At 65.1% G+C, this 23,043-nt stretch carries 24 protein-coding genes; 13 read left to right on the top strand and 11 right to left on the bottom strand.

Going from position 1 to position 23,043, the window contains the following annotated elements; translation table 11 throughout:
- Positions 1-56: 56 nt before the first annotated feature.
- A complete protein-coding gene (locus tag BCCGELA001_RS21920) occupies positions 57-782 on the top strand; it encodes a DnaJ domain-containing protein (protein WP_008548662.1) in 726 nt (241 codons plus the stop codon).
- A gap of 225 nt (positions 783-1,007) precedes the next feature.
- Here BCCGELA001_RS21920 and BCCGELA001_RS21915 read toward each other — a convergent pair whose 3' ends face one another.
- Entirely contained in the window at positions 1,008-2,852 is a 1,845-nt protein-coding gene (locus BCCGELA001_RS21915) for a D-alanyl-D-alanine carboxypeptidase (protein ID WP_060736299.1), read from the bottom strand.
- A 387-nt stretch (positions 2,853-3,239) separates the two neighbouring features.
- On the opposite strand from BCCGELA001_RS21915, the gene BCCGELA001_RS21910 reads away from it, so the two are divergent.
- The 3 genes from BCCGELA001_RS21910 to clpA all read left to right on the top strand — a co-directional run bounded on the left by BCCGELA001_RS21910 (position 3,240) and on the right by clpA (position 7,160).
- Entirely contained in the window at positions 3,240-3,578 is a 339-nt protein-coding gene (locus BCCGELA001_RS21910; RefSeq protein ID WP_008548648.1) for a phasin family protein, read from the top strand.
- A 549-nt stretch (positions 3,579-4,127) separates the two neighbouring features.
- Positions 4,128-4,460, top strand: a complete 333-nt coding sequence (clpS, locus tag BCCGELA001_RS21905) for an ATP-dependent Clp protease adapter ClpS (RefSeq protein WP_008548646.1) — start codon at positions 4,128-4,130, stop codon at positions 4,458-4,460.
- A 291-nt stretch (positions 4,461-4,751) separates the two neighbouring features.
- Entirely contained in the window at positions 4,752-7,160 is a 2,409-nt protein-coding gene (gene clpA, locus BCCGELA001_RS21900) for an ATP-dependent Clp protease ATP-binding subunit ClpA (protein ID WP_060736298.1), read from the top strand.
- A gap of 78 nt (positions 7,161-7,238) precedes the next feature.
- Here clpA and BCCGELA001_RS21895 read toward each other — a convergent pair whose 3' ends face one another.
- The 4 genes from BCCGELA001_RS21895 to BCCGELA001_RS21880 all read right to left on the bottom strand — a co-directional run bounded on the left by BCCGELA001_RS21895 (position 7,239) and on the right by BCCGELA001_RS21880 (position 11,543).
- A complete protein-coding gene (locus BCCGELA001_RS21895) occupies positions 7,239-7,688 on the bottom strand; it encodes a PEGA domain-containing protein (protein ID WP_060736297.1) in 450 nt (149 codons plus the stop codon).
- A gap of 128 nt (positions 7,689-7,816) precedes the next feature.
- Positions 7,817-9,238, bottom strand: coding sequence for an MFS transporter (locus BCCGELA001_RS21890; RefSeq protein ID WP_060736296.1), 1,422 nt, complete (start codon positions 9,236-9,238; stop codon positions 7,817-7,819).
- 175 nt (positions 9,239-9,413) lie between these two features.
- Positions 9,414-10,439, bottom strand: a complete 1,026-nt coding sequence (locus BCCGELA001_RS21885; RefSeq protein ID WP_008548615.1) for an aldo/keto reductase — start codon at positions 10,437-10,439, stop codon at positions 9,414-9,416.
- A 147-nt stretch (positions 10,440-10,586) separates the two neighbouring features.
- Positions 10,587-11,543, bottom strand: a complete 957-nt coding sequence (locus BCCGELA001_RS21880; protein ID WP_060736295.1) for a helix-turn-helix domain-containing protein — start codon at positions 11,541-11,543, stop codon at positions 10,587-10,589.
- 193 nt (positions 11,544-11,736) lie between these two features.
- Here BCCGELA001_RS21880 and BCCGELA001_RS21875 point away from each other — a divergent pair, with 193 nt between their 5' ends.
- On the top strand, positions 11,737-12,753 hold the full coding sequence (locus tag BCCGELA001_RS21875) for a carbon-nitrogen hydrolase family protein (RefSeq protein WP_008548602.1): 1,017 nt from the start codon (positions 11,737-11,739) through the stop codon (positions 12,751-12,753).
- Between the two features lie 16 nt (positions 12,754-12,769).
- Positions 12,770-13,813 carry a phenylacetaldoxime dehydratase family protein gene (locus tag BCCGELA001_RS21870; RefSeq protein ID WP_060736294.1) on the top strand — a complete coding sequence of 348 codons (1,044 nt, stop codon included), beginning with the start codon at positions 12,770-12,772 and terminating at the stop codon, positions 13,811-13,813.
- On the opposite strand, the gene BCCGELA001_RS21865 is transcribed toward BCCGELA001_RS21870, so the two are convergent.
- On the bottom strand, positions 13,810-14,448 hold the full coding sequence (locus BCCGELA001_RS21865) for an HAD family hydrolase (protein ID WP_008548587.1): 639 nt from the start codon (positions 14,446-14,448) through the stop codon (positions 13,810-13,812). The genes BCCGELA001_RS21870 and BCCGELA001_RS21865 overlap by 4 nt on opposite strands.
- 88 nt (positions 14,449-14,536) lie before the next feature.
- On the opposite strand from BCCGELA001_RS21865, the gene BCCGELA001_RS21860 reads away from it, so the two are divergent.
- The 4 genes from BCCGELA001_RS21860 (at position 14,537) to tsaA (ending at position 17,260) form a co-directional block, all read left to right on the top strand.
- Complete coding sequence (locus BCCGELA001_RS21860) at positions 14,537-15,493, top strand: lytic transglycosylase domain-containing protein (protein ID WP_060737772.1); 957 nt, start codon at positions 14,537-14,539, stop codon at positions 15,491-15,493.
- A gap of 155 nt (positions 15,494-15,648) precedes the next feature.
- The gene (locus tag BCCGELA001_RS21855; protein ID WP_008548583.1) at positions 15,649-16,389 is read left to right on the top strand and encodes an AzlC family ABC transporter permease; all 741 of its coding nucleotides are present in this window, start codon (positions 15,649-15,651) and stop codon (positions 16,387-16,389) included.
- Positions 16,386-16,736 carry an AzlD domain-containing protein gene (locus BCCGELA001_RS21850; protein WP_008548581.1) on the top strand — a complete coding sequence of 117 codons (351 nt, stop codon included), beginning with the start codon at positions 16,386-16,388 and terminating at the stop codon, positions 16,734-16,736. Before BCCGELA001_RS21855 ends, BCCGELA001_RS21850 begins: the two co-directional genes overlap by 4 nt.
- A gap of 32 nt (positions 16,737-16,768) precedes the next feature.
- Positions 16,769-17,260, top strand: coding sequence for a tRNA (N6-threonylcarbamoyladenosine(37)-N6)-methyltransferase TrmO (tsaA, locus tag BCCGELA001_RS21845; protein WP_008548579.1), 492 nt, complete (start codon positions 16,769-16,771; stop codon positions 17,258-17,260).
- Between the two features lie 145 nt (positions 17,261-17,405).
- Here the strand turns inward: tsaA and BCCGELA001_RS21840 are convergent, their stop codons facing one another.
- The 4 genes from BCCGELA001_RS21840 to BCCGELA001_RS21825 form a co-directional block, all read right to left on the bottom strand.
- Positions 17,406-17,834 carry an HIT family protein gene (locus BCCGELA001_RS21840; protein ID WP_060736293.1) on the bottom strand — a complete coding sequence of 143 codons (429 nt, stop codon included), beginning with the start codon at positions 17,832-17,834 and terminating at the stop codon, positions 17,406-17,408.
- Between the two features lie 61 nt (positions 17,835-17,895).
- A complete protein-coding gene (locus tag BCCGELA001_RS21835; RefSeq protein WP_060737771.1) occupies positions 17,896-19,137 on the bottom strand; it encodes a GNAT family N-acetyltransferase in 1,242 nt (413 codons plus the stop codon).
- A gap of 218 nt (positions 19,138-19,355) precedes the next feature.
- Positions 19,356-20,102, bottom strand: a complete 747-nt coding sequence (locus BCCGELA001_RS21830) for a glycerophosphodiester phosphodiesterase (RefSeq protein ID WP_060736292.1) — start codon at positions 20,100-20,102, stop codon at positions 19,356-19,358.
- 5 nt (positions 20,103-20,107) lie between these two features.
- Complete coding sequence (locus BCCGELA001_RS21825; RefSeq protein ID WP_060736291.1) at positions 20,108-20,575, bottom strand: RidA family protein; 468 nt, start codon at positions 20,573-20,575, stop codon at positions 20,108-20,110.
- Positions 20,576-20,804: 229 nt separating this feature from the next.
- Here BCCGELA001_RS21825 and BCCGELA001_RS21820 point away from each other — a divergent pair, with 229 nt between their 5' ends.
- Both BCCGELA001_RS21820 and BCCGELA001_RS21815 read left to right on the top strand, forming a co-directional pair.
- The gene (locus BCCGELA001_RS21820) at positions 20,805-21,650 is read left to right on the top strand and encodes a cell envelope integrity EipB family protein (protein WP_008548565.1); all 846 of its coding nucleotides are present in this window, start codon (positions 20,805-20,807) and stop codon (positions 21,648-21,650) included.
- A gap of 215 nt (positions 21,651-21,865) precedes the next feature.
- Entirely contained in the window at positions 21,866-22,267 is a 402-nt protein-coding gene (locus BCCGELA001_RS21815; protein ID WP_008548556.1) for a RidA family protein, read from the top strand.
- A gap of 7 nt (positions 22,268-22,274) precedes the next feature.
- Here the strand turns inward: BCCGELA001_RS21815 and BCCGELA001_RS21810 are convergent, their stop codons facing one another.
- Positions 22,275-22,682, bottom strand: a complete 408-nt coding sequence (locus BCCGELA001_RS21810) for an ACT domain-containing protein (protein WP_008548554.1) — start codon at positions 22,680-22,682, stop codon at positions 22,275-22,277.
- 198 nt (positions 22,683-22,880) lie between these two features.
- Between BCCGELA001_RS21810 and BCCGELA001_RS38445 the strand changes: the two genes are divergently transcribed.
- A complete protein-coding gene (locus BCCGELA001_RS38445) occupies positions 22,881-23,036 on the top strand; it encodes a hypothetical protein (RefSeq protein ID WP_008548553.1) in 156 nt (51 codons plus the stop codon).
- Positions 23,037-23,043: the final 7 nt, after the last annotated feature.

Genomic DNA, 23,043 nt, shown 5'->3' with positions numbered 1-23,043 from the left:
GCCGCTGCGGCGGCAGACGCGATGCATTTTGCCGGCAGGGCGACTATATTCGGGGCATGACCCTGATTGCCGGCGCCGTCGCTGTTATCACGCTTTACCTGCTGCTCCAGATGTTCCGCTCCGCCAATCCGGCGGCGTTGGCGCGCGTTCTCAAATTCGGCGGCGGGGTGTTGGCGCTGGCGGTCGCCGCGTTCACGGGCCTGCGGGGCGAGCTGGCGGTCGCGATTCCGCTCGGACTCTTCGGCGCCGGGCTGCTCGGCTGGACACCGCTGGCCAACGCGGGGTTCGGCAATGTCGGCGGGCTGTTCGGCGGCGGCGCAACGCGCCCGTCCGGACAGGCCTCGCGGGTGCGCTCGCAATTCCTCGACATGCGGCTCGACCACGACACCGGCCAATTGAACGGCCGGATCGTTGCCGGACCTCACGCCGGGCGCGATCTCGGCGACTTCGATCTCGCCGGACTGCTGGCGCTGGTGCCGGCGTTCGATGCCGAGAGCGTGGCCTTACTTGAAAGCTATCTGGACCGCCGGTTTCCCGCTTGGCGTCAGAACGCGCAAGCCGATGCGACAGGGCGGCAGCGCCGCACGGCGGCGAGCGGCAAAATGACGACGGAGGAAGCCTATCAGATCCTTGGCTTGCAGCCGGGCGCGGGGCGCGACGACATCAGCAGGGCTCACAAGTCCCTGATGAAGAAACTCCATCCCGACCAAGGGGGTTCGACGTATCTCGCTGCCCGTGTAAACGAGGCCAAGGATACTCTGCTTCGTACGCATAACGGCTAACTCCGGCACCACGCCACAAACGCCCGTACCGTGTGAGCTCCGCTTGCTCCGTTTGCCGTCGCCCCGATGCCCGCCCTTTGTCGGCGTGGTCGATCCCTTGAGCAAAGTTTTAACCGTAAATCCTTGACGAGAGGTTGTCGGGGAGCAGCCTCGGCATTGCCGCATCTCCGGAAATAAAAATGCCCGCGCAAGGCGCGGGCATTTTGTTCCGAACCGGTGAAGAGATCAGTTGCGGACGGTGATGCAGGAGATCTCGGCGCGCTTTAAGGTGCGGCAGACGGCTTCGGCCTGGTCGCGCTCAAGGCCGGCGAAGCGGGCGCGGTAGAGCTTGCGGTTGTCCTTGGCGAGGACCGGCTCGGTGAACGGGTCGGCCTTGCTCAGCAGGCCGCGGGCCGAGCTGCGGGCGGCGTCGATGCGCTGCTTGGCTTCGGTTTCGCTCTCGAGCGCGCCGACCTGGACGATCCAGCCGCTGTGGGTGACGGCCGGCTTGGTCGTGGCGCTCATCTGGATCGGCTGCGGCGTCGGGTCGGCGGAAGCGAGCTTCGGAGCGGCGGGCGCGGAGGCGGTTGCGGCCGGCAGCACCCCGAGGATGCCGTTACCGGTGCCGAAGCCCGCTGGCTGGCGCGGCAGCTCGGTGCGGGCGATCTCGGCCTTCGGCGCTTCCGGCTGGCTCGCGATCTCCGGCTTGTTGATGAGGTCGGCACGGGCGACGACGGCGCCGGAGGTCTCCGCGACATCGGACCGGGACGGAACGGTGTTGGTGACCGGCGGCGACACCGAAGTGGGGGCAGCGGAGGCGACCTTCACGGGCCCGGCCTTGACCTGAACAGTCTTGACCCGGACCGGCTTCATCGGCTCGGACGAGCCAGGGATGATCGACAGCGGCTGGCTGGAGATCACACCGTTGGTGAGCGGTGCCGGCTCGATCCTGGATTCCGTCGGGCGAACTTCAGGCTTGCTCGCTTCAGCTCTGGGCTGAGCCGGCGGCATCGCGGCAGTCGCAGCGGCAAGCGTCGACAGGCGGGCGGCGAGGCGCGACGGGGCGGCTTCCGGGGCGGGGGTCGCCGCGGCTTGAACCTGAGCGGGGGGACGTGCCGGACTATTGGACGCGTCGGCAACGTCGGTGCTGGCGTCGGCCCCGTTGCGCTCGGTGACCGCGACGACGGTGCGAGTGGTCGCGCCCTTCTCGACATTCTCCGCGAGCAGGTTGCGCATGATGGCGTCGCGCGAGCCGCCGCTGCGGCCGCCGAGCACGACGCCGATCAGGTGGCGATTGCCGCGGCGCATCGAGCTGACGAGATTGAAGCCGGAGGCGCGGGTGTAGCCGGTCTTGATGCCGTCCACGCCCTCGACACTGCCGAGCAGGCGATTGTGGTTGCGGATCGACTGACCGCGCCAGTTGAAGGTCGAGGTCGCGAAATAGCGATAGTAGCGCGGGAAGCGCTCCTGGATGGCGCGGCCGAGCGTGGCCTGGTCGCGCGCGGTTGTGACCTGCTCGTCGTTGGGAAGGCCGTTGGCGTTGCGGTACACCGTCTTGGACATGCCGAGCGAGCGCGCCTTGCGCGTCATCATCTGGGCGAAGTCGTCTTCGTCTCCGGCAATCGCTTCTGCGATGACTACGGCGGCGTCATTGGCGGAACGCGTCACGAGACCCTTGATCGCGTCCTCGACGCGGATGGTCTGGCCGGCGCGCAGATTGAGCTTGGTCGGATCCTGGTCGGCCGCGTGCTTGGACACCGGCATCTCGGTGTCGAGCTTCAGCTTGCCGGACTCGAGGCGCTCGAACAGCAAATAGAGCGTCATGATCTTGGTGAGCGAGGCGGGGTGTCGCAGTGCGTCGGGGCTGGTCGACTGGAGCACGGCGCCGGAATTGCCGTCGACGATGATGGACGCGAATTTCGAGCTGGAGCTCTCGGACACATCGCGCTGCACCTTGTGGTGCGCGTAATGGCGCCGGTGACGCCGCGCCTCAGCAGCGTCGGTGGTAAAGATGATTGCGGTGGTGACCGTAAGAAGCCCGAAAACGCCAACCCGCGCCAAGCGCGAGGAAGACAAGTTGTTACGAAGCATGGAACCCCGTCCCCGTTTCTGACTTGATCACCGGCTCGTGAGGCGAAATTGTGCCCACTCGACCCGGGATCATTACCTGCTCAGGCTGTCCCTCCGCTGGTGTTGGCCGCGGAAGAGCTGGGGCCTGAGCCGCTGTTCTGGCTAAGGTGATGTTCTCAAACGGCTTTGGCCGCTTGCGGAAGTGAACACGTCCAGGGAATCAAGGTAGGGGGTCGCGGTTTCCAAAAGCTTAAGGAACCCTTGCGGGAAACCCCGGAAATCTCAGCGATTTGGATCTATTTTTGTGCGTCGCACAAGATTCTTGACTTTATTGTGCGTTGCACTAGTTGTGGGCAGGGTCAGGGAGCCGGGGCTTCCCGACGAGAGCCAGGGAAAAAGGATTCCGACATGTTCAAGGTTGAAGACTTTCAGAACTACGGGAAAGAGCAGTTCGAGCAGTGCGTCGCGTCCGCGACTTCGGTGCAGCACGGCCTCCAGGCGATCGCCAGCGCCTATGGCGACTACACCAAGAAATCGTTCGAAGACACCAAGTCCTTCGTCGAGAAGCTTTCCGGCGTGAAGTCGCTGGACAAGGCCATGGAAGCGCAGACCGATTTCGCTCGTTCCGCCTACGAGACCTTCGTCGCGGAATCGCAGAAGATCGCCGGCCTCTACAGCGACCTCGCCAAGCAGGCCTTCAAGCCGGTCGAGACCATCGTGTCGAAGTTCACCCCGGCCGCTCACTAAATTTCCGGGACGTCCTGGAATCGAAAGCCCGGCTGAACCAGCCGGGCTTTTTGTTTGCGTGTGACGAATGCGTCAGCTCGCCGCGCTTGGACCACATCGATCGTCATGCTTGCCGACGTGTTGGTAAATTGGACCGTAGAAAACCGGAGATGCCTCTGCGCGAAACCTCGCGGGCCGCATCCGGTGCCGGGTTCCTGATCAATCTGTTCTAAACAGGCGCGGCGGAAATTTTTGTCAAACCGGCCGAGATTGATTAACCTCGCCGGAGATCGCCGGGCCGGGAATCGGCACCGCTGCGGCCGCATCGGCCGGAGTTTTGCGTGCTTGCGGCAAGCCGGAGGCGGGCCCATATTGCTAGCGAACGATCCGGCTTGGCCGGATCCGTCGGGAGCGGCGATCCAACAAGGCGGCGCGCCTGCGCAAGGCTCCGAAGAGCGGCGCGCGCGGCAACCGTCATCGCTTCCGTGGGGAATTTTGAACGCCTGTGCCATGCCGCAACTGACTTCCAGCCTCGATCTGTCCGCGTCTGTCGCGGCCCGTGCTCCCCGGATGAGCAATGACGACAATCGTTCCAATGGTCCGACGGGGCCGAACACCTCGGTCATCACCAAGGTCAAGCCCAAGACCAAGCGGCCGAACCTGTACCGTGTGCTGATCCTCAACGACGACTACACTCCGATGGAGTTCGTCGTCCACGTGCTGGAGAAGTTCTTCCAGAAGGACGTCGAGGCCGCGACCAAGATCATGCTCCACGTCCATCATCACGGGATCGGCGAGTGCGGTGTGTTCACCTACGAGATTGCCGAGACCAAGGTGACGCAGGTGATGGATTTCGCCCGCAAGCACCAGCATCCGCTGCAATGCGTGATGGAAAAGAAGTAGGGCGTCTCGCGGCGCGTTCGAAGCCGGCTTTCGTTGCTTATGTCGCGGTGTGATCGTCGCGACCTATGTGCCCGCGATGTCCATTGCAGCCGGCAAGCTCGCGGAATTTTGCACCGGCGCCGATCCCGCCCAAATCGGAACGGGTTTTGCATCGAAAATGGCGCAGGTGGCCAGCTGCGGAGTCGCGGAACCGGTCTTTCGCCGCGATCTTGTATAACTATATGTGACAAAGGTTGTTGTTGCCTGACCGGGCGATCACGACCATGATGGTGGGGGCCATAGAGGACGCGAATGCCGACTTTTTCCCAAAGCCTTGAACAATCCCTGCATCGTGCGCTGGCGATCGCAAACGAGCGTCATCACCAATACGCGACGCTCGAGCATCTCTTGCTTTCTTTGATCGACGACTCCGATGCAGCCGCGGTTATGCGCGCCTGTAGCGTCGATCTCGACAAGCTCCGTACGAGCCTCGTAAATTATCTTGAGACCGAATTCGAGAATCTGGTGACGGACGGCGCCGACGACGCCAAGCCGACCGCCGGCTTCCAGCGCGTGATCCAGCGCGCGGTGATCCACGTGCAGTCGTCCGGCCGCGAAGAGGTGACCGGCGCCAACGTCCTGATCGCGATCTTCGCCGAGCGTGAAAGCCATGCCGCGTATTTCCTGCAGGAGCAGGACATGACGCGTTATGACGCCGTCAATTACATCAGTCACGGCATCGCCAAGCGGCCGGGCGTCTCCGAAGCGCGGCCCGTGCGCGGCGTCGACGAGGAGACCGAGACCAAGGGCAACGAGGACGCCAAGAAGAAGGGCGAGGCGCTCGAGACCTATTGCGTCAACCTCAACAAGAAGGCGCGCGACGGCAAAATCGATCCGGTGATCGGACGCAACTCCGAGATCAACCGCGCGATCCAGGTGCTGTGCCGCCGGCAGAAGAACAATCCGCTGTTCGTCGGCGAAGCCGGTGTCGGCAAGACCGCGATCGCGGAAGGTCTCGCCAAGCGCATCGTCGACAGCGAGGTGCCGGAGGTGCTCGCGGCCGCCACCGTGTTCTCGCTCGACATGGGCACGCTGCTCGCAGGCACGCGCTATCGCGGCGACTTCGAGGAGCGCCTGAAGCAGGTGCTGAAGGAGCTCGAGGCGCATCCCAACGCCATCCTGTTCATCGACGAGATCCACACTGTGATCGGTGCGGGCGCGACGTCGGGCGGGGCGATGGACGCCTCGAACCTGCTGAAGCCGGCGCTGGCCTCGGGCACGATCCGCTGCATGGGCTCGACCACCTACAAGGAGTACCGCCAGCACTTCGAGAAGGACCGCGCGCTGGTGCGGCGCTTCCAGAAGATCGACATCAACGAGCCGACGGTCGAGGACGCGATCGCGATCCTCAAGGGCCTCAAACCATACTTCGAGGACTATCACCGTCTGAAGTACACCAATGAGGCGATCGAGGCCGCGGTGCAGCTGTCTTCGCGCTACATCCACGACCGCAAGCTGCCTGACAAGGCGATCGACGTGATCGACGAGTCCGGCGCGGCGCAGATGCTGGTCGCCGAGAACAAGCGCAAGAAGACCATCGGCATCAAGGAGATCGAGACCACGATCGCTTCGATGGCGCGGATCCCGCCGAAGAGTGTGTCGAAGGACGACGCCGAGGTGCTCAAGCATCTCGAGCAGACCCTGAAGCGCACCGTGTTCGGCCAGGACAAGGCGATCGAGTCGCTCGCCGCTTCGATCAAGCTGGCGCGTGCCGGCCTGCGCGAACCGGAGAAGCCGATCGGCTGCTACCTGTTCTCAGGGCCCACCGGCGTCGGCAAGACCGAAGTCGCAAAGCAGCTCGCGGCGACGCTCGGCGTCGAGCTCCTGCGCTTCGACATGTCCGAATACATGGAGCGGCACACCGTGTCGCGCCTGATCGGCGCGCCTCCCGGCTATGTCGGCTTCGACCAGGGCGGTCTGCTCACCGATGGCGTCGATCAGCATCCGCATTGCGTGGTGCTGCTCGACGAGATCGAGAAGGCGCATCCCGATCTCTACAACGTGCTGCTCCAGATCATGGATCACGGCCGGCTCACCGATCACAACGGCAAGCAGGTCAACTTCCGCAACGTGATCCTGATCATGACGACGAATGCGGGCGCGGCGGATCTCGCCAAGCAGGCGTTCGGCTTCACGCGCTCGAAGCGGGAAGGCGACGACCACGAGGCGATCAACCGGCAGTTCGCGCCGGAATTCCGTAACCGTCTCGATGCCATCGTCTCGTTCGGCCATCTCAGCGTCGAGGTGATCGGCACCGTGGTCGAGAAGTTCGTGCTTCAGCTCGAGGCGCAGCTCGGCGATCGCGATGTTACCATCGAGCTGTCCGAGCCCGCCAAGGCCTGGCTGGTCCAGCATGGTTACGACGAGCAGATGGGCGCGCGTCCCATGGCTCGCGTGATCCAGGAGCACATCAAGAAGCCGCTGGCCGACGAGGTGCTGTTCGGCAAGCTCAAGGGCGGCGGCCATGTTCGCGTCGTTCTCGTCAAGGACGAGGCCGACGAGACCAAGGAGAAGATCGGCTTCGAATTCCTCGACGGCCCGGTCACGCCGAAGCAGGAGAAGCTGCCCGGCACCCGCAAGCGTCCGCCGGGCAAGTCCAAGCCGGGCGGCCCCGGCGGCTCCAAGGGGCCGACCTCGAAGGGGCCGCTGGTCAAGGTCTGATCGGCTTATGATGAAATCGAAAAGGCCGGCTGCAAAGCCGGCCTTTTTGTTTGCGTCGTTGGCGGTCCGGAGGTGGCCTTACGTTCCGGCCTCCGGTGCGCGCGGTGGCCGCGGTCTCTTCGGAGTGCGCGGTGCTGCGTGCGGCACGGACGGCTGCATCGTCACGATGACCGGATTCGGCTTGTGATCGGTCGCCGCGCCGGTCGCAGCATCGACCCCCATGCCGATGACGCCGCCCGCCAGGAGATTGCCGGCGAAGCCGGCGGCGCCCGTGCCAGACACTTCCTTCGTAAGTTGCACCGTCTGCGATTGATAGCCTTCCTTCTCGAAGGTGATCGTGATGTCGGCGCTGCGTTTGGCGACGATGGCGCATGGCGTGGTGCAGGTGGTGGGCACTTCAAGCCCGCTCACGACTGCTTCCACGCCCGACGGTGTCGATGAGATGCTGATATTCTCGGTCGTGCCGCGCGTGACAGACGCGCAGCCGCCCAGCATGACGCTGAGCGCCACAATTCCAAATGAACGCATGAAATGCCCCTTGTCCCGCCGTCACTGAAGCGCAACCGGAGCGGGAGGACAATAGGCCATAGGTCGGAATAGTTAAGCCACGCTGGGGTTGTGCACGAAAACAGCCATAGCCTGGGCGTGGGCCCGCGCTATTCGCCGCGCAAGCGCTGATCGTCCTGCACGCGGACGTGCTCGGCGCCGCGTGCGCCCGCAGGCGACAGCCGCAGCATGCTCAGCACCGCGCCGCATAGCGCGAATCCGACGCCGGCGAGGAGCGCCAGCCTCGTGCCCTCGACCGGATACCGCCCGAGCAGCAGCGCGACCAGCGCAGCGCCCGTGGTCTGGCCGAGCAGCCGCGCCGTGCCCAGCATGCCGCTGGCGCCGCCGGCGCGCTCGCGCGGGGCGGCCGCGATCATGGTGCGGTTGTTGGGGGTCTGGAACAGGCCGAAGCCGGCACCTGCCAGCGCCATGCGCCAGATCACGTCGAACGGCGTCGGGCTCGCGGGCAGGAACGCGAGCGCGGCAAGGCCACAGGCAAACAGCGTGAGCCCGATGCCGCCGAGCAGGCCGGCCGGATAGTGCTCGACCAGACGGCCGGCAAGGGGCGCCGCGAACGCCACCGCGATCGGCCAGGGCGTGATCAATAGGCCCATGTGCACCGCCGAATAGCCGAAGCGGCTCTGGAGGTAGAAGGGAATCGCGACGAAGGCCAGCATCTGTCCGCAGAACGACGCGATCGAGGTTGCAATCGACAGCGCGAAGACCGGGATGCGCAACAGATCGACCGGCAACAGCGGCGAGGTCATGTGCGTTTCGCGATAGATGAGCAGAGCGCCGGCGACGAGCGCGATGGCGAACTGCACGAGGCAGGTGATCGCGGCCTGGCCATGACCGACGCTGTCGACCGCCGCAATGCCGACGCCGAACGTGATCGCCGACAGGCCCGCGCTCTGCCAGTCGAAGGAGCGGCCCGCGGGCTTGGTGTGCGGCAGGCTGCGCAAGCCGATCAGCAAAGTCACCGCACCGAGCGGCACGTTGATGGCGAACAGCCACGGCCAGCTTCCGACCGCGAGAATGCCGGCCGCCAGCGTCGGGCCGACCGCGGCCGAGAGGGCCACGACGAGCGCGTTGAGCCCGATGCCGCGGCCGAGCTGGCTGCGCGGATAGGTGAAGCGCACCAGCGCCGCGTTGACGCTCATGATGCCGGCCGCGCCAAAGCCCTGGAGGATCCGCGCGGTCGTCAGCAGCGGCAGCGTGTCCGCCAGCGCGCACAAGGCGGAGGCAATCGTGAACAGCACCAGCCCGATCAGATAGACGCGGCGATAGCCGACGATCTCGCCGAGCGACGCCAGCGGCAGCAGTGAGATCGTGATCGCGAGCTGGTAGCCGTTGACGATCCAGATCGAGAAGGCCGGGCTCGCATCGAGGTCGGCCGCGATCGTCGGCAGCGCCACATTGGCGATGGCGCTGTCGACCACCGCCATGATGATGCCGAGCGCAATGGTGAGCACGGCTTGGCTGCGCTGCGGTTGCGGCAGGCCGTCGGCATGCTCGATGGGTGCGGACGACATGATGAGGGCGCGCTTGATTCGAGCCGTGGTTCACCTCCGGATTAGGAAATCGCAGGATGGATCGCAACCCGGCAGGACACGGACAGTTCCCGCGTCGAAAGCCTGGTTCCCCGGGTGCGGCAGGGCATCGGCGGCTTTCGCGGGCCTGTCCGTGATTTAGTACTTGGAGAGGCGCCTACACCGCCGGCGGGTTGCGGTCGGTAAAGGTCGTGCGCTGGTGCCAATAGGGATAAGGCAGCGTCACCTTGCTCGCGGCGTCGAGCTTTGCGACCTGGTCCTTGGTCAAGGACCAGCCGACCGCGCCGAGATTTTCGCGCAGCTGCGTCTCGTTGCGCGCACCGATGATCAGTGTCGAGACCGTGGGACGCTGCAGCAGCCAGTTGAGCGCGATCTGCGAGACGCTTTTGCCGGTCTCCTTCGCGATCTCGTCGATGGCATCGACGACGCGATAGACATGCTCGTCCGGCACCGGCGGGCCGAACTCGGCGGTCTTGGGCAGGCGGCTTACTTCCGGCTTGGGCTCGCCGCGGCGGATCTTTCCGGTGAGGCGGCCCCAGCCAAGCGGCGACCAGACCACGGCGCCCAAGCCCTGATCGACGCCGAGCGGCATCAGCTCCCATTCGTAATCGCGCCCAATCAGGGAATAGTACGTCTGATTGGCGACGTAGCGCGGGAAGCCGTGTTTGTCGGCGACCGCGAGCGACTTCATCAGGTGCCAGCCCGAAAAGTTCGAGACGCCGACGTAACGGATCTTGCCGGCGCGCACGAGCACGTCGAGGGTTGAGAGCACCTCTTCGGGCGGGGTGAAGGCATCGAAACCATGGAGCTGGAACAGGTCGATGTAATCGGTGCCGAGCCGGCTGAGCGAACCGTCGATGGCTTTGAGCAAGTGCTGCCGCGACGAGCCGATGTCGTTGGGACCATCGCCGAAGCGGAAGGTCGCCTTGGTCGAGATCAGGACCTTGTCGCGGCGGCCCTTGATGGCTTCGCCGAGCACCCGCTCGGACTCGCCGAGCGAATAGACGTTGGCGGTGTCGAACATCGACACGCCGGCCTCGAGGCAGATGTCCAGAAGGCGCCGGGCTTCGGTCGCATCCGTCGTGCCCCACGCAGCAAGGCGGCCGACGCCGCCAAAGGTGCCGGTGCCGAGACTCAAGGCGGGCACCATGAGGCCTGACCGGCCCAAGCGTCGGTATTCCATTGATATGCTCCTTGCTGGCCGCCGATTGTCCGTACGGCTCGATGTCAAAGGATAGTGCAAGCAGGCGCCGCGTCCTATCACGCGCTCACATACCGGCCTTGCTTGGGAATGGCCTAGTCGTCCAGGCGATGGCTGGCCGGAACGATATCAATGCCGCAGCTGGCTCTGTCTGAAATTGCGTGGCGACATCCCGAAATGCTCGCGGAAGACGCGGCCGAAATGCGAGAGGTCGTTGAAGCCCCAGGCGAACGCGATCTCGCTGATGTGGCGATGGGCGAGCATCGGCGAGGCGAGGTCGCGCCGGCATTGGGCGAGACGCTCGGCAAGGACGTAGCGCTGGAAGGAGGTGTCCTGGTCGGCGAGAAGGTCGTTGACATAGCGCGGCGAGATGCCGAGCGCCGCCGCGGTGTCGGCGAGTGACAGCTCGGGATCGGCCAGATGCGCGCGGATGTGCGCCTTCAGTCGAAACAGTAGGGCGGAGCGATGGGTCGAGGACGGCAGCGACGTCTCGCCGAGCCGTTCGCTCAACGCCATCGCAAGCAGGTCGACGGCCTGCTCCGACAGCGCCGCCGCGTTGTTCGGAGCCAGCCTGTCTGCGTTCTGGCAGAGCCTCACGATGAAATCGTAGGCGAGCCGTTCGAGCGGCGCATCGATGCCGAAGGAGATCGCGGTCAGCGTCTCGGTGCCGCCGAGCCGGCGATGCAGCATCTCGCGCGGCACCTTGAAGATAGTCTGGGTGAAGCTGTCGTTGAACTTCAGCTCGTAGGGCCGCGTGGTGTCGTACAAGGCGAACTCGCCGGGATGGATCACAGTCTCGCGGCCGTCCTGCACCACGCCGCCGTTGCCGCGATTGCCGAGCGCGACCAGGACAAAATCCTGGTCCGAGCGAGCGATGCGCGTGGGCGTGCGGAAGACGTGCTGGCGGTCGGAGCAGACCTCGGAGCACACGGCCTTGCCGAGCGAAGCCTGCGTGACCGAGCCGTGAAAGGCGCTGCCGAGGTCCGACTTGCAGTCGAGCCCGACGAAGACGTCGCAAACGATATCCTGCCAGAGGGCGAGCCGCCGATAGCCGGGGCTGCCGTCCGTCGTGAACTGGATTGGCATAAGGACAGCCTCCCTTTCACATCCTGCAAACCGCGTGTTGGTGCGGATCGAGCCTGACCGGAGGCAAATCCCGTACCGGGCGATCCCTTCCAGTCGAGTTTTTGTTCCGCCGTGGTCGAGCGCCCGGCCGCCCGGCTTGGCCAAATAGACTGCATCGGACCTGGCTTCCGATCAACCGGCAATGGAGGCGGCAATGGGCATCGAACATCCGAAATACAAGGTGGCGGTGGTGCAGGCGGCGCCGGCCTGGCTCGACCTCGACGCCTCGATCGACAAGTCGATCGCGCTGATCAGGGAGGCCGCGCAAAAGGGCGCCAAGCTGATCGCCTTTCCCGAGGCCTTCATGCCCGGTTACCCCTGGCATATCTGGATGGACTCGCCGGCCTGGGCGATCGGCCGTGGCTTCGTGCAGCGCTACTTCGACAATTCGCTGTCCTATGACAGCCCGCAAGCCGAGCGTCTGCGCGATGCCGTACGCAAGGCCAAGCTCACCGCCGTGCTCGGCCTGTCTGAACGCGACGGCGGCAGCCTTTATCTGGCGCAATGGCTGATCGGGCCCGACGGCGAGACTATCGCCAAGCGCCGCAAGCTGCGGCCGACCCATGCCGAGCGCACCGTCTATGGCGAGGGTGACGGCAGCGACCTTGCCGTGCATGCGCGACCTGACATCGGCCGCATCGGCGCGCTGTGCTGCTGGGAGCATCTCCAGCCGCTGTCGAAATACGCGATGTACGCCCAGAACGAGCAGGTGCATGTCGCGGCGTGGCCGAGCTTCTCGCTCTACGATCCCTTCGCGCCGGCGTTAGGGGCCGAGGTCAACAATGCGGCTTCGCGCGTCTACGCCGTGGAAGGCTCCTGCTTCGTGCTGGCGCCTTGTGCGACGGTGTCGCAGGCCATGATCGACGAGCTCTGCGACCGGCCGGACAAGCATGCGCTGCTGCATGCCGGCGGCGGGTTCGCCGCGATCTACGGCCCGGACGGCAGCCAGATCGGCGAGAAGCTGGCGCCGGACCAGGAGGGGCTGCTGATCGCCGAGATCGACCTCGGCGCCATCGGCATCGCCAAGAACGCCGCCGATCCCGCCGGGCACTATTCGCGGCCCGACGTGACGCGGCTCCTGCTCAACAGGAAGCGATACCAGCGCGTCGAGCAGTTCGCGCTGCCGGTCGACACGGTCGAGCCAACGGACATCGCCGCGGCAGCGAGTTGATCGCGGGGAGGGGACCATGGAATCCGCAATTCCTTTGCATCTCGAAACGGCACGCACGCGCCACAAGCGCGTGCCCGACGACTACCAGCCGCCATATCCGTCCTTCGTGGCGCGCTACAAGCCTGCGGTCAGCCGCGTTGCGATGGCCTATTTCGGCGTTCAATATGGTGGCACGGCGCCACTGGTCGCGACGGACGCGTTGAAAGACATTGCAAGGCTGTTCGCTTCGGAAGACGGTCCACCGCACTGGGACCGGGCGCGCTATGTCGATCAGTCCGGTTTCGAGAACGTGGTCACGGTCGCCTATTGGAACGATGTCGCGCGCTTTGACGCCTGGTTTGCGCCGGCGCGGGAGGTGTGGACCGGGCGGCAGCGCGAGGGGATCGGTACCTTCATCGAGGTGCTGCGCCCCACTGTTGAGCGGCACGAGACGCTGTTCTCCTCGCCCGACCGGGCGGAGGGCGTTGCGGTGATTGCCGAGGGCATGAGCGGCGAGGTGCAGGAGCACGCTTATTGGGGCGGCATGCGCGACCGTATTCCGCTGTCGCAGACCGATGCCATGGCGCCCGCCGGTGCTTCGGAGCTGATCCGCGACGGCGCGCGGCTGCGCGTCGTGGCACACGACAATCTTTGCCTGATCCGCTCCGGACAGGACTGGAGCGATACGGAAGCATCCGAGCGAAAACTCTATCTCGACGATGTCGAGCCGGTGCTGCGCGAGGGCATGGACTTCCTGCGCGACGACGGCCGTGCCATCGGCTGCTACGCCAACCGATACATGCAGGTGCTCGCGGCCGATGGAAGCTTGAGCGAAAAGTCCTACGGCCAGAGCTGGTGGAAGAGCCTCGCCGCGCTCGAACGCTGGGCGGAGTCGCATCCAACCCACGTCAGGATATTCGGTGCGGCGATGAAATATCTGTCGACGCTCGGGCCGTCAGCCAAACTGCGGCTCTACCACGAGGTGACGGTGGCGGCCGCCGACGAGCAGTTCTTCGAATATCTCAACTGTCACCCGAAGACGGGCATGCTGGCGGCGGTAGACACGGTTGCGGCTAGCTAAGTCAGGCAGTGCCCCAGCAATTCAGGATGCGCGGCGCAGATGTGATGCGCGCCGGCCTCCCGCAGTTCGGCTTCGCTGCCGTAGCCGTAGAGCACGCCGATGGCGGTCATGCCGTTGGTGCGGGCGCCGACCACGTCGTGGCTGCGGTCGCCGATCATGATCGCTCGCTGCGGATTGACCTCCGTCTCGTCGAGCGCGTAGCGGAGCAGGTCGCGCTTATCGACGCGCGTGCCGTCGAGCTCGGAGCCGAACACGCGCTCGAAATACGGCTTCAGGCCGAAATGATCGACGATGCGCGTGGCATAGACGGCGGGCTTGCTGGTCGCCACGAACATGCGCTGACGTGTCGCTGCAAGGGACGACAATGTGTCCGTAATTCCGCTGTAAGCCTGGTTCTCGAACAGGCCGACGTCGCTGAAGCGTTCGCGATAGAGCAGGAGCGCACGGTCGGCGAGCTCATCGGTTCCGGTGAGCTTTCGAAGGCTTGCAAGCAGCGGAGGACCGATGCACCAGGTCAGCTCGTCCTCGCTCGGCACGGCGACGCCGAGCCGTTCCAGCGCATACTGGATCGAGCGGGTGATCCCGGGCTTGGGGTCGGTCAGCGTGCCGTCGAGATCAAAAAAGATTGTCACCATCAGGCCCGACCTGCGTTGATACTGCCGTCTGTTGCTAGTTGGCTGGGGTTCCAAGTCAAGGTCCGATTTGTCCTGTTACATCGATGCCATGCGAATAGCTCGGTTTATCGCTGTCCTGTGCCAGGCCCTCGTGCTGTCATCGGCGCTAGCCGAGGAGACGCCGCCCGCCGATGCGCCGGCGAAGGCCGCCGAAGAACCCGCAAAGCCGGCGGAGAAGCCGAAAGACGCCCGCGAGAGTGACACGCGGGAATCGATCTGCTTGATCGTGGAGGCGGCCGCGCGCGACAATGATTTGCCGCTGGAGTTCTTCGCGCGCGTGATCTGGCAGGAGAGCCGTTTCCAGGCCGACGCGGTCGGACCTATGACACGCAGCGGCCAGCATGCACAGGGGATCGCACAGTTCATGCCGGGCACCGCCAGCGAGCGCGGGCTGCTCGATCCCTTCAATCCGGTACAGGCGCTGCCGAAATCTGCCGAATTCCTCAACGAGCTGCGCAACCAGTTCGGCAATCTCGGCCTTGCTGCGGCCGCCTACAACGCCGGCCCGCGCCGGGTGCAGGAATGGCTCGCGGGTACCGGCGGGATGCCGGAGCAGACGCGCAACTACGTCTACGCCATCACCGGGACGAGCGTCGATGCGTGGGCCAAGGCCGGCGCGACCGGCAAGGGCCCGCCGAGCTCGCCGCCGACGAGCTGCCGGGATCTGATGGCGCTGCTCAAGCGCGCGCCGAATGCGTTCGTTGCCGAGCTCGAGCAGCATGTGGAGCTTGCGGCCGCGAAGGCCTGGGGCGTCCAGCTCGCCGCCGGCTTCGACCGCAACAGGGCGCTGGCGATGTATTCCCGCGCGGTCACGCGGCTCAGCGCCGTGATTGGTGAACGCGACCCGAGCCTGCTGAGTTCGGTGATGCGCAGCCGCGGCACGCGCGCGTTCTATCAAGTGCGCATCGGCGCCGACACGCGCAATGAGGCGGACGATCTGTGCAACCGCATCCGCAAGGCGGGCGGTGCATGCTTCGTGCTGAAGAACAGGGGTGTGGCGGGGTAGAGTCTTTTCCGTCATTCCAGGTTCGGCTCTCCGAGCGGCCCCGGAATGACGGCGGTGGCTTGGGTCACGCATGCCAGCCCCGCCGCCCGCTTTCTTGACGGGGGCCGCCGCATCGCCCGTTATGCGGGCACGATTCCTCACCGGCCAAATCTCCCGTGGCGCTTCCTCCGCTCGATTCACCGCAATGGAATAGCTCCTGGCGCGCGTTTGCCTGGGGGCTGCGCTCGGTCACGCAGACGATTCTCACGCTCGTCCTGTTCGCGACTTATCTCGGCATCGGCGCGCTGGCCCATGACACCCATTTCAGCCTGCTTTGGGCACTGTGCTCGACGCTGTTCGTCTGGGCGGGGCCCGCGCAGATCATCTTGATCACCACGCTCGGCTCGGGCGCCACCATCATCCAGTCGGCGATCGCGGTGACGGTGAGCGCGATCCGGCTGTTTCCAATGGTGGTGTCGGTGCTGCCGCTGATGCGCACGCCGACGACCAAACGGCGCGAGCTGTTCTTCGCGGCGCATCTCACGGCCGTGACGCTGTGGGTCGAATGCCATCGCTTCCTGCCTCAGGTGCCGCGCGAGCGGCGGATCGCCTTCGTCAACGGCCTTGGCTTCGGCCTGGTCTCGGTGTGCCTCTGTGCCAACGCGGTCGGCTTTTTCCTCGCCGCCAATCTGACGCAGACGCTGGGAGCGGCGATCCTGATGCTGACGCCGCTATCGTTCCTGTTCTCGACCGCGCGCAACAGCCGCGAGGCTGCCGACGTCGTCGCGCTGGCGCTCGGCATTCTGCTCTATCCGCTGGCAGCGAAGATGAACTCCGGCCTCGACATCCTCGTCAGCGGCCTCGTGGCCGGCACGATCGCCTATGGCGTGCATTGGTGGCGGGAGGTGCGCGCATGAGCTACGCGCAGCTCATCGGCGACTGGCAGGCGCTCGTCGTGCTGTTCGTCGCTGGCGTCGTTCCGAACCAGATCTGGCGCATGCTGGGCCTGTGGTTCGGCGGCGGCATCGACGAGGGCTCCGAGCTGCTGGTCTGGGTGAGGGCGGTCGCAACCGCGATCCTGGCCGGCGTCATCGCCCAGATCGTGGTCCAGCCGCCGGGCGCGCTGGCCAGCGTGCCTGACGTGCTGCGCTATGGCGCGGTCGGCGCCGGGCTCGCCGTCTTCCTGCTGACCCGCCGCTCGATCTTCGCGGGCGTGGTCACGGGCGAAGTCTTCATGCTGGCCGGCAAGTGGTGGTTGGGCTAGAACCGCCTGCGAACAGCTAAGGAACAGCACATATGGTTCGCGAACAGGAGCTCCGCGACGGCGAGCTCGCCATCGAGCTGCCGCCGGCGCAAGATGCCGGTCTCGTCTTCATCGGCCGCATCCGCACCCCCTGGACGTCGCGGCTGGAGACGCCGCGGCAAGGACGACAGGATGGCCCGGTGTGCCGGCTCGAGATCTTCGAGCCGTTCGTCCCGGCGATCAAAGGCGTGGATTTCTACAGCAATCTCGAAGTGCTCTACTGGCTCGACCAGTCGCGTCGCGACATCATCCTGCAGAGCCCGAAGAACAACGAGAAGACCCGCGGCACGTTTTCGTTGCGCTCACCGGTGCGGCCCAATCCGATCGGCACGTCGATCGTCAAGCTGGTCGGGATCGAGGGCAATGCGATCCTGGTGCGCGGCCTCGATTGCATCGACAACACGCCGCTGATCGACATCAAGCCCGACCGCTGCGAGTTTACCCCGCTCGCCGCGCCGCAAGCAGGGGATTTCCAGACGGAGTGAGTCTCTCCTCCGTCATTGCGAGCCACCGGGTCCGCGCAAAGCGCGGCCCGATGACAGGCTCCGCGAAGCAATCCAGGCTGCTTCCGCGGAGACAGTCTGGATTGCTTCGTCGCAAGGGCTCCTCGCAATGACGGAGTGTCCGGCGCTACCCCGCCTTCAACGCCGCAATCAGCTTGGCCGCGTGCTCTTGCAGCACCTTGTCGTCTTCCTTGCGGCTCGCCGGCGGCAGCATGGCGACGCCGTCGTGGCGCGGCATCACGTGCATGTGCAGATGAAACACGACCTGTCCGCCGGCGGGCTCGTTGAATTGCTGCACAGTGATGCCATCGGCATCGAACGCCTTCATCGCGGCCGCCGCAATCTTGTGCGCGCCGCGGGCCACATGGGCATAATCGTCCGGCTTGATGTCGAGGATGTTGCGGGCGGGGGCCTTCGGGATCACCAGCGTATGGCCCGGCACGCGCGGCATGATGTCGAGGAAGGCGAAGACGTGCTCGTCCTCGTATACCTTGTGGCAGGGCAGCTCGCCGCGCAGGATTTTTGCGAAGATGTTGTTGGTGTCGTAGGCGGTCATGACGGCTCCCAAGAACTTTGCGCTCGATTTTGCGCTTACTGTCACCAGCCGTGGCGAGGCGTCAAGGCGCCTCGTCGATGCCTTTGCGGAAGGGACCAAGCTCGGCGAGTTCCCGTCCGGCTTCCGCAACATAGGCGCGCTCGCGCTTGAGATAATCGTCGATGGCCCGGCGCAGGCCGGGATCGGCGATGAAGTGGGCGGAGTGGGTGGTGCGCGGCAGGTAGCCGCGGGCGATCTTGTGCTCGCCCTGCGCGCCCGCTTCGACATGCTTCAGGCCGCGTTTGATCGCGAAATCGATCGCCTGATAATAGCAGACCTCGAAATGCAGGAACGGATGATGCTCGAGCGCGCCCCAGTTGCGGCCGAACAGCGTATCCGAGCCGATGAAGTTGATCGCGCCCGCGATCCAGCGGCCGTTGCGGCGGGCCATTACCAGCAGCACGTCATCTCTCATGGTCTCGCCGATCAGCGAGAAGAACTCGCGTGTCAGATAGGGCCGGCCCCATTTGCGCGAGCCGGTCTCCATGTAGAACATGAAGAACGCATCCCAGGCGTCTTCCGTGATGTCCTTGCCGGTTAGCCAGTGGATGGTGATGCCGGCGGCGAGCGCATCGCGCCGTTCGCGCTTGATCGATTTGCGGTGGCGCGAGTTCAGCGTCGCCAGGAAGTCATCGAAGCTCGCAAATCCGTCATTGTGCCAGTGGAACTGCTGGTCGGTGCGCTGCAGGAAGCCGTGCTGGGCGAGCAGCTTCCATTCCGCCTCGCGCGCGAAGGTGACGTGGACCGAGGAGGCCTTGCTGACCCCGCACAGCGCCACCAGCCCGCTCGCCAGCGCCTCGGTGATCCGCTCGCGGTCGACGCCGTCGCGGACCAGCAGCCTGGGCCCCGTCGCCGGCGTGAAAGGAACCGAGACCTGGAGCTTCGGATAGTAGCGCCCACCGGCGCGCTCATAGGCATCCGCCCAGCCGCGGTCGAAGACGTACTCGCCTTGGCTATGCGATTTCAGATAGCAGGGCACGACACCGGCGACGCGGCCATCGAGCTTGGCGACGAGGTGCCGCGGCCCCCAGCCGGTGCGGATCGTCGCCGAACCCGATTTCTCCACGGCGGAGAGAAATGCGTGCGAGACGAACGGGTTATAGGCGGGTTTTGAGAGGCCGAGGGAATCGCCTGGAAGAGCGGATGAGGTTCCTGCGCCATGCCCGTTGCAGGCTTTGCCGGGATTGGCGCAGGCGTCCCAATCCTCTGGCGACACCTCGCCAATGGACGGTACGGCCTCGAGCGTAATGTCGGATGATGCCATTGCGTGCAAGATCGTGCATTGCAGCAGCGACTTCAAGGGGGCGGGAACAGGCATGCTCGCGTGCCCTGGACGCACGCAGCGCTCCTTCAGCGGTGCGCTGCAGAGCCGGGGCCCATGTGGCAGTGTGCTCGCGGAGAGATGGATTCCGGCTCTGTGCCGCAACGCTGAAGCGTTGCACCTTGTCCGGGACACGAGCGCTACTGGTTGCATGCCGCGCCCTACGGCACGAACCCCTCGAAGATCATCTGATCCGCATACTGCCCGACCCGAGTCCGCTGCTCGCCCGTGCGCACGGTCCAGCCGAGCAGGGCGCAGCCGAACAGGTTGCGGGCGATCCAGGGGGCGGGGGCCGGCAGGTGGTCGACCTTGAAGGCGACGAAGTGGGGCTGGGTCTGGAAGCCGTGGCGCAGGTACAGCATGCTGTCGCGCTGCGCCTGGGTCAGGTTGGCCCAATATTCGTCATCGTAGCTCCGCTGCGCGACGATGCCGCGCGGACGGTTGGGCAACAGCTCGCGCAGCGCCAGCACCTGGTCGGGATCGAAGGACATGCCGACCGCGGGGCCTTCATAGGATGCCAGCACCTCGGCCATCCGCTTCACCAGCTTGCGGTCGCCGCCAAAATGGCTCTTCACCTCGATCACCAGCGGCACCCGGCCGGCGACCAGGGCACAGAGGTCGGACAGCGACATCATCCGCTCGTCCGTATCCTTGAATTTGACTGCCCTGAGCTCGGCCGCGGTCTTGTCGATGACCTCGCCGGTGGCCTCGGTGAGGCGGCTGAGGGCATGGTCGTGGTGCACCATGGCCTCGCCGTCGGACGAAAGCTGGATATCGACCTCGATCGAGAAATTGCCTGCGATCGCAGCCTGGACCGCGCCCGGCATGTTCTCGACGATGCCGCGCGAAATGTCATGCAGGCCGCGATGGGCGACCGGCCGGGCTGTCAGCCAATCCGGGACGCGCATCTGCGTCAGGCGACCTCGAACACGCCATCGACCTCGACCGCGGCATCGGCCGGCAGCGAGGCGACCCCGACCGTGGTGCGGGCATGGCGGCCCTTGTCGCCGAAGGCCGCGACCATCAGGTCGGAGGCGCCGTTCAGCACCTTGGGCCCGTCCAGGAAGTCCGGCGCCGAGTTGATGAAGCCGCCGAGACGGACCACGCGCACGACCTTGTCGAGGTCGCCCAGCGCCGCCTTGACCTGCGCCAGCAGGTTCACCGCGCAGCCGCGGGCGGCGGCAGCGCCGTCCTCGATCGAGACGCCGGCACCCAGCTTGCCCTTGGCGATCAGCTTGCCGGCAGGGTCGAAGCAGACCTGGCCGGAGACGAACAGCAAATTGCCGGTGCGCACGAACGGCACGTAATTGGCCACGGGTGTGGGGGCCTCGTGCAGCTTGATGCCCTGTTCCGCCAGTTTCTCTTCGACCGTGCCCGCCATGTTCGACCTCATTGTCCCGGAATTCATTCGCCCGGGGACAATCTCGGGTTTGACCGCCGGGCGCGCCTGTTTCGCCCATTGTGCCGTCACATGCAAGGAAGCCGGCGCGCGGGCAGCGGCAGGCCGGGAGGTTCAATGCGAAGGGGCAAATTTACGTGAAACGGCCTCAGTTGCGACGCAATGGAACGGTCATTAAAATGTCGAATCTACGCTCCCCTAGGGATGAGACATGGTGCACCTTTTCCGGACTTCGCTCGGTGTGATGGCGCTCGCCGCGGCCAGTTTCGGCCTTGGCGGCGGGGCTCAGGCCGCCAACGGTCCGTTCCTCGCGCATCAGGCGCTCTATGACCTCAGCCTCGTGAAATCGCGCTCCAAGTCGGTCAACAGCGCCCGCGGCCGCATCCTCTACAATTTCGCGGGGAGCGCCTGCGAGGGCTATACCTCCGATTTCCGTCAGGTCTCCGAGCTCGACAGCGGCGAGGGCAAAGTCACGCTCAGCGACCTTCGCTCCAACTCCTGGGAGGATGCCGCCGGCAAGAGCTACCGCTTCAAGATCGAGACGCGCATGAACGAGGCCGATGCCGGCCGCGTCGACGGCTCGGCCGAGCGCGACGGCGACCATATCAACGTCAAGCTGAAGCTGCCGGCGCCGAAGACGTTCACGCTCGACGGCAAGATCGTGTTCCCGACCGAGCAGATCCAGCGCATCATCGCCGCCGCCAAGGACGGCAAGTCGCTGCTCGAGCTCTCCGTCTATGACGGCTCCGACGACGGCCAGAAGGTCTACAACACGCTGACCGTGATCGGCCAGCCGATCCCCGCCGACCGCGCCACCTCGTCCGATCCTTCGACGGCGGACGAGCACATGAAGTCCCTTAAGCGCTGGCCGGTCACCGTCAGCTATTTCGACCGCGACGCCCAGCAGAAGGAGGGCGAGCAGACGCCGGTCTATGCGATGGCGTTCGAGCTCTACGAGAACGGCGTCTCGCGCCAGCTCGTGCTCGATTACAACGATTTCGTCATCTCCGGCGCGATGGGCAAGTTCGACATCAAGGACAGCAAGCCCTGTAATTGAGGGCTCTAGCCGAGACTCCGCCCTCTCCTAGTCATTGCGAGCCAACGGGTCCGCGCGTAGCGCGGCCCGATGACAGGCTCCGCGAAGCAATCCAGAGTCGGCCGCGGAAAGATTCTGGATTGCTTCGTCGCTTTGCTCCTCGCAATGACGGGGCTGGCTCTCCGCTCGCTCTCCAGCTACGCTCCTCCCAACTACAAACATCCGGGAGGCAACCCATGCCGAAGCTCGATCATCTCCGCCCCAGCGGCCTGCATCACAATCCCGCCTATTCCCATGTCGTCACCGCTTCCGGCGCGCGGACCATCTACATCTCCGGCCAGGTCTCGACCGACGAGGAGGGACGTATCGTAGGCGAGGGCGATATTGCCGCGCAGACCACACAAGTGATGCACAATCTCGGGCTCGCGCTGAAGGCGGCGGGGGCGAGCTATTCCAACATCGTGAAGATCACGACCTTCGTTGTGAACTACAAGCCGGAGCTGCGCCCCATCATCGGCAAGGCCCGCTCGGCCTTCTTCGAAGGCATGGAGCCGCCGGCTTCCACGCTCGTCGGTGTCTCCGCGCTCGCGGCGCCGGAATGGCTGATCGAGATCGAGGCGATCGCGGTCGCGGATTGAACGCGAGCTAAGCCGACCCGGCTTTGGCCATCTCTAGCAGAATGGCCATCGCCTCGTCGGCCCGTGCCGCCGGCACAAACAGATGATCGTGATAGAAGGCCGAAACGGCATTCACGCTGATGCCGGCTTCGGCTAGCCGCGCCGTGATCGCCGCCAGAAAGCCGATCGCGTCGAGCGCGGAGTGAACTGACAAGGTGATCAAACGCGAGGGATATTCATGGCGGAGGCCGGCACGTTCGGCTTCCTTCCGCAGTATCACCAGCGTTGTTCCTTCGCGTTCGCGGAACGTCAGCATCGGGTTGACGGTGGCTGGAATGCTCGCACTCGGCGCAAGCGTGCAAAACACGAAGATGCCGTCCAGGATCTCCGGCTTCATGTCCCTCAGCAGTGCGTCGAGATCGCGTTCGCCCGTCACGGCGCCAGCCTCCGAACCGGTAAGATCGTTTGCGTCCCTGCGAAGCTATCGGGCCAGCGGCTGTTGAAGCCACAACCAACATACCTTTGTATATCTCCTCCAATCCTTCTCATATCCGGATCTTACGCTGGTACAATTGAGCGACGGCGGGAGATTCTTACAATTTGAGTCCACTCGGGTCACTGCGAGGAAGCTCAAATGAACGTCGTCATTCGAAAGCTCAACGGCTTGTGGCACCTCATCGTCGGGTCTTGTCAGATCCGAACGCCGTTTCTGGAAACCCAGGATCGGCAGTTGGTCGTTCAGTATGCCAGGCGCGCCTATCCGGGTGCCCGGATATTCGAACGTGACTGAGTGAGCA

Source organism: Bradyrhizobium sp. CCGE-LA001 (assembly GCF_000296215.2).
Taxonomy (GTDB): Bacteria; Pseudomonadota; Alphaproteobacteria; order Rhizobiales; family Xanthobacteraceae; genus Bradyrhizobium.
The sequence above is the reverse complement of the archived record's forward strand: the minus strand, read 5'-3'. Positions and strand labels throughout refer to the sequence as shown.

Bases quoted from the DNA above. Each gene is read 5' to 3' on its own strand.
- BCCGELA001_RS21920 (WP_008548662.1), top strand. From the start codon at position 57: ATGACCCTGATTGCCGGCGCCGTCGCTGTTATCACGCTTTACCTGCTG.
- BCCGELA001_RS21915 (WP_060736299.1), bottom strand. From the start codon at position 2,852: ATGCTTCGTAACAACTTGTCTTCCTCGCGCTTGGCGCGGGTTGGCGTT.
- BCCGELA001_RS21910 (WP_008548648.1), top strand. From the start codon at position 3,240: ATGTTCAAGGTTGAAGACTTTCAGAACTACGGGAAAGAGCAGTTCGAG.
- clpS (WP_008548646.1), top strand. From the start codon at position 4,128: ATGAGCAATGACGACAATCGTTCCAATGGTCCGACGGGGCCGAACACC.
- clpA (WP_060736298.1), top strand. From the start codon at position 4,752: ATGCCGACTTTTTCCCAAAGCCTTGAACAATCCCTGCATCGTGCGCTG.
- BCCGELA001_RS21895 (WP_060736297.1), bottom strand. From the start codon at position 7,688: ATGCGTTCATTTGGAATTGTGGCGCTCAGCGTCATGCTGGGCGGCTGC.
- BCCGELA001_RS21890 (WP_060736296.1), bottom strand. From the start codon at position 9,238: ATGTCGTCCGCACCCATCGAGCATGCCGACGGCCTGCCGCAACCGCAG.
- BCCGELA001_RS21885 (WP_008548615.1), bottom strand. From the start codon at position 10,439: ATGGAATACCGACGCTTGGGCCGGTCAGGCCTCATGGTGCCCGCCTTG.
- BCCGELA001_RS21880 (WP_060736295.1), bottom strand. From the start codon at position 11,543: ATGCCAATCCAGTTCACGACGGACGGCAGCCCCGGCTATCGGCGGCTC.
- BCCGELA001_RS21875 (WP_008548602.1), top strand. From the start codon at position 11,737: ATGGGCATCGAACATCCGAAATACAAGGTGGCGGTGGTGCAGGCGGCG.
- BCCGELA001_RS21870 (WP_060736294.1), top strand. From the start codon at position 12,770: ATGGAATCCGCAATTCCTTTGCATCTCGAAACGGCACGCACGCGCCAC.
- BCCGELA001_RS21865 (WP_008548587.1), bottom strand. From the start codon at position 14,448: ATGGTGACAATCTTTTTTGATCTCGACGGCACGCTGACCGACCCCAAG.
- BCCGELA001_RS21860 (WP_060737772.1), top strand. From the start codon at position 14,537: ATGCGAATAGCTCGGTTTATCGCTGTCCTGTGCCAGGCCCTCGTGCTG.
- BCCGELA001_RS21850 (WP_008548581.1), top strand. From the start codon at position 16,386: ATGAGCTACGCGCAGCTCATCGGCGACTGGCAGGCGCTCGTCGTGCTG.
- tsaA (WP_008548579.1), top strand. From the start codon at position 16,769: ATGGTTCGCGAACAGGAGCTCCGCGACGGCGAGCTCGCCATCGAGCTG.
- BCCGELA001_RS21840 (WP_060736293.1), bottom strand. From the start codon at position 17,834: ATGACCGCCTACGACACCAACAACATCTTCGCAAAAATCCTGCGCGGC.
- BCCGELA001_RS21835 (WP_060737771.1), bottom strand. From the start codon at position 19,137: ATGGCATCATCCGACATTACGCTCGAGGCCGTACCGTCCATTGGCGAG.
- BCCGELA001_RS21830 (WP_060736292.1), bottom strand. From the start codon at position 20,102: ATGCGCGTCCCGGATTGGCTGACAGCCCGGCCGGTCGCCCATCGCGGC.
- BCCGELA001_RS21825 (WP_060736291.1), bottom strand. From the start codon at position 20,575: ATGGCGGGCACGGTCGAAGAGAAACTGGCGGAACAGGGCATCAAGCTG.
- BCCGELA001_RS21820 (WP_008548565.1), top strand. From the start codon at position 20,805: ATGGTGCACCTTTTCCGGACTTCGCTCGGTGTGATGGCGCTCGCCGCG.
- BCCGELA001_RS21815 (WP_008548556.1), top strand. From the start codon at position 21,866: ATGCCGAAGCTCGATCATCTCCGCCCCAGCGGCCTGCATCACAATCCC.
- BCCGELA001_RS38445 (WP_008548553.1), top strand. From the start codon at position 22,881: ATGAACGTCGTCATTCGAAAGCTCAACGGCTTGTGGCACCTCATCGTC.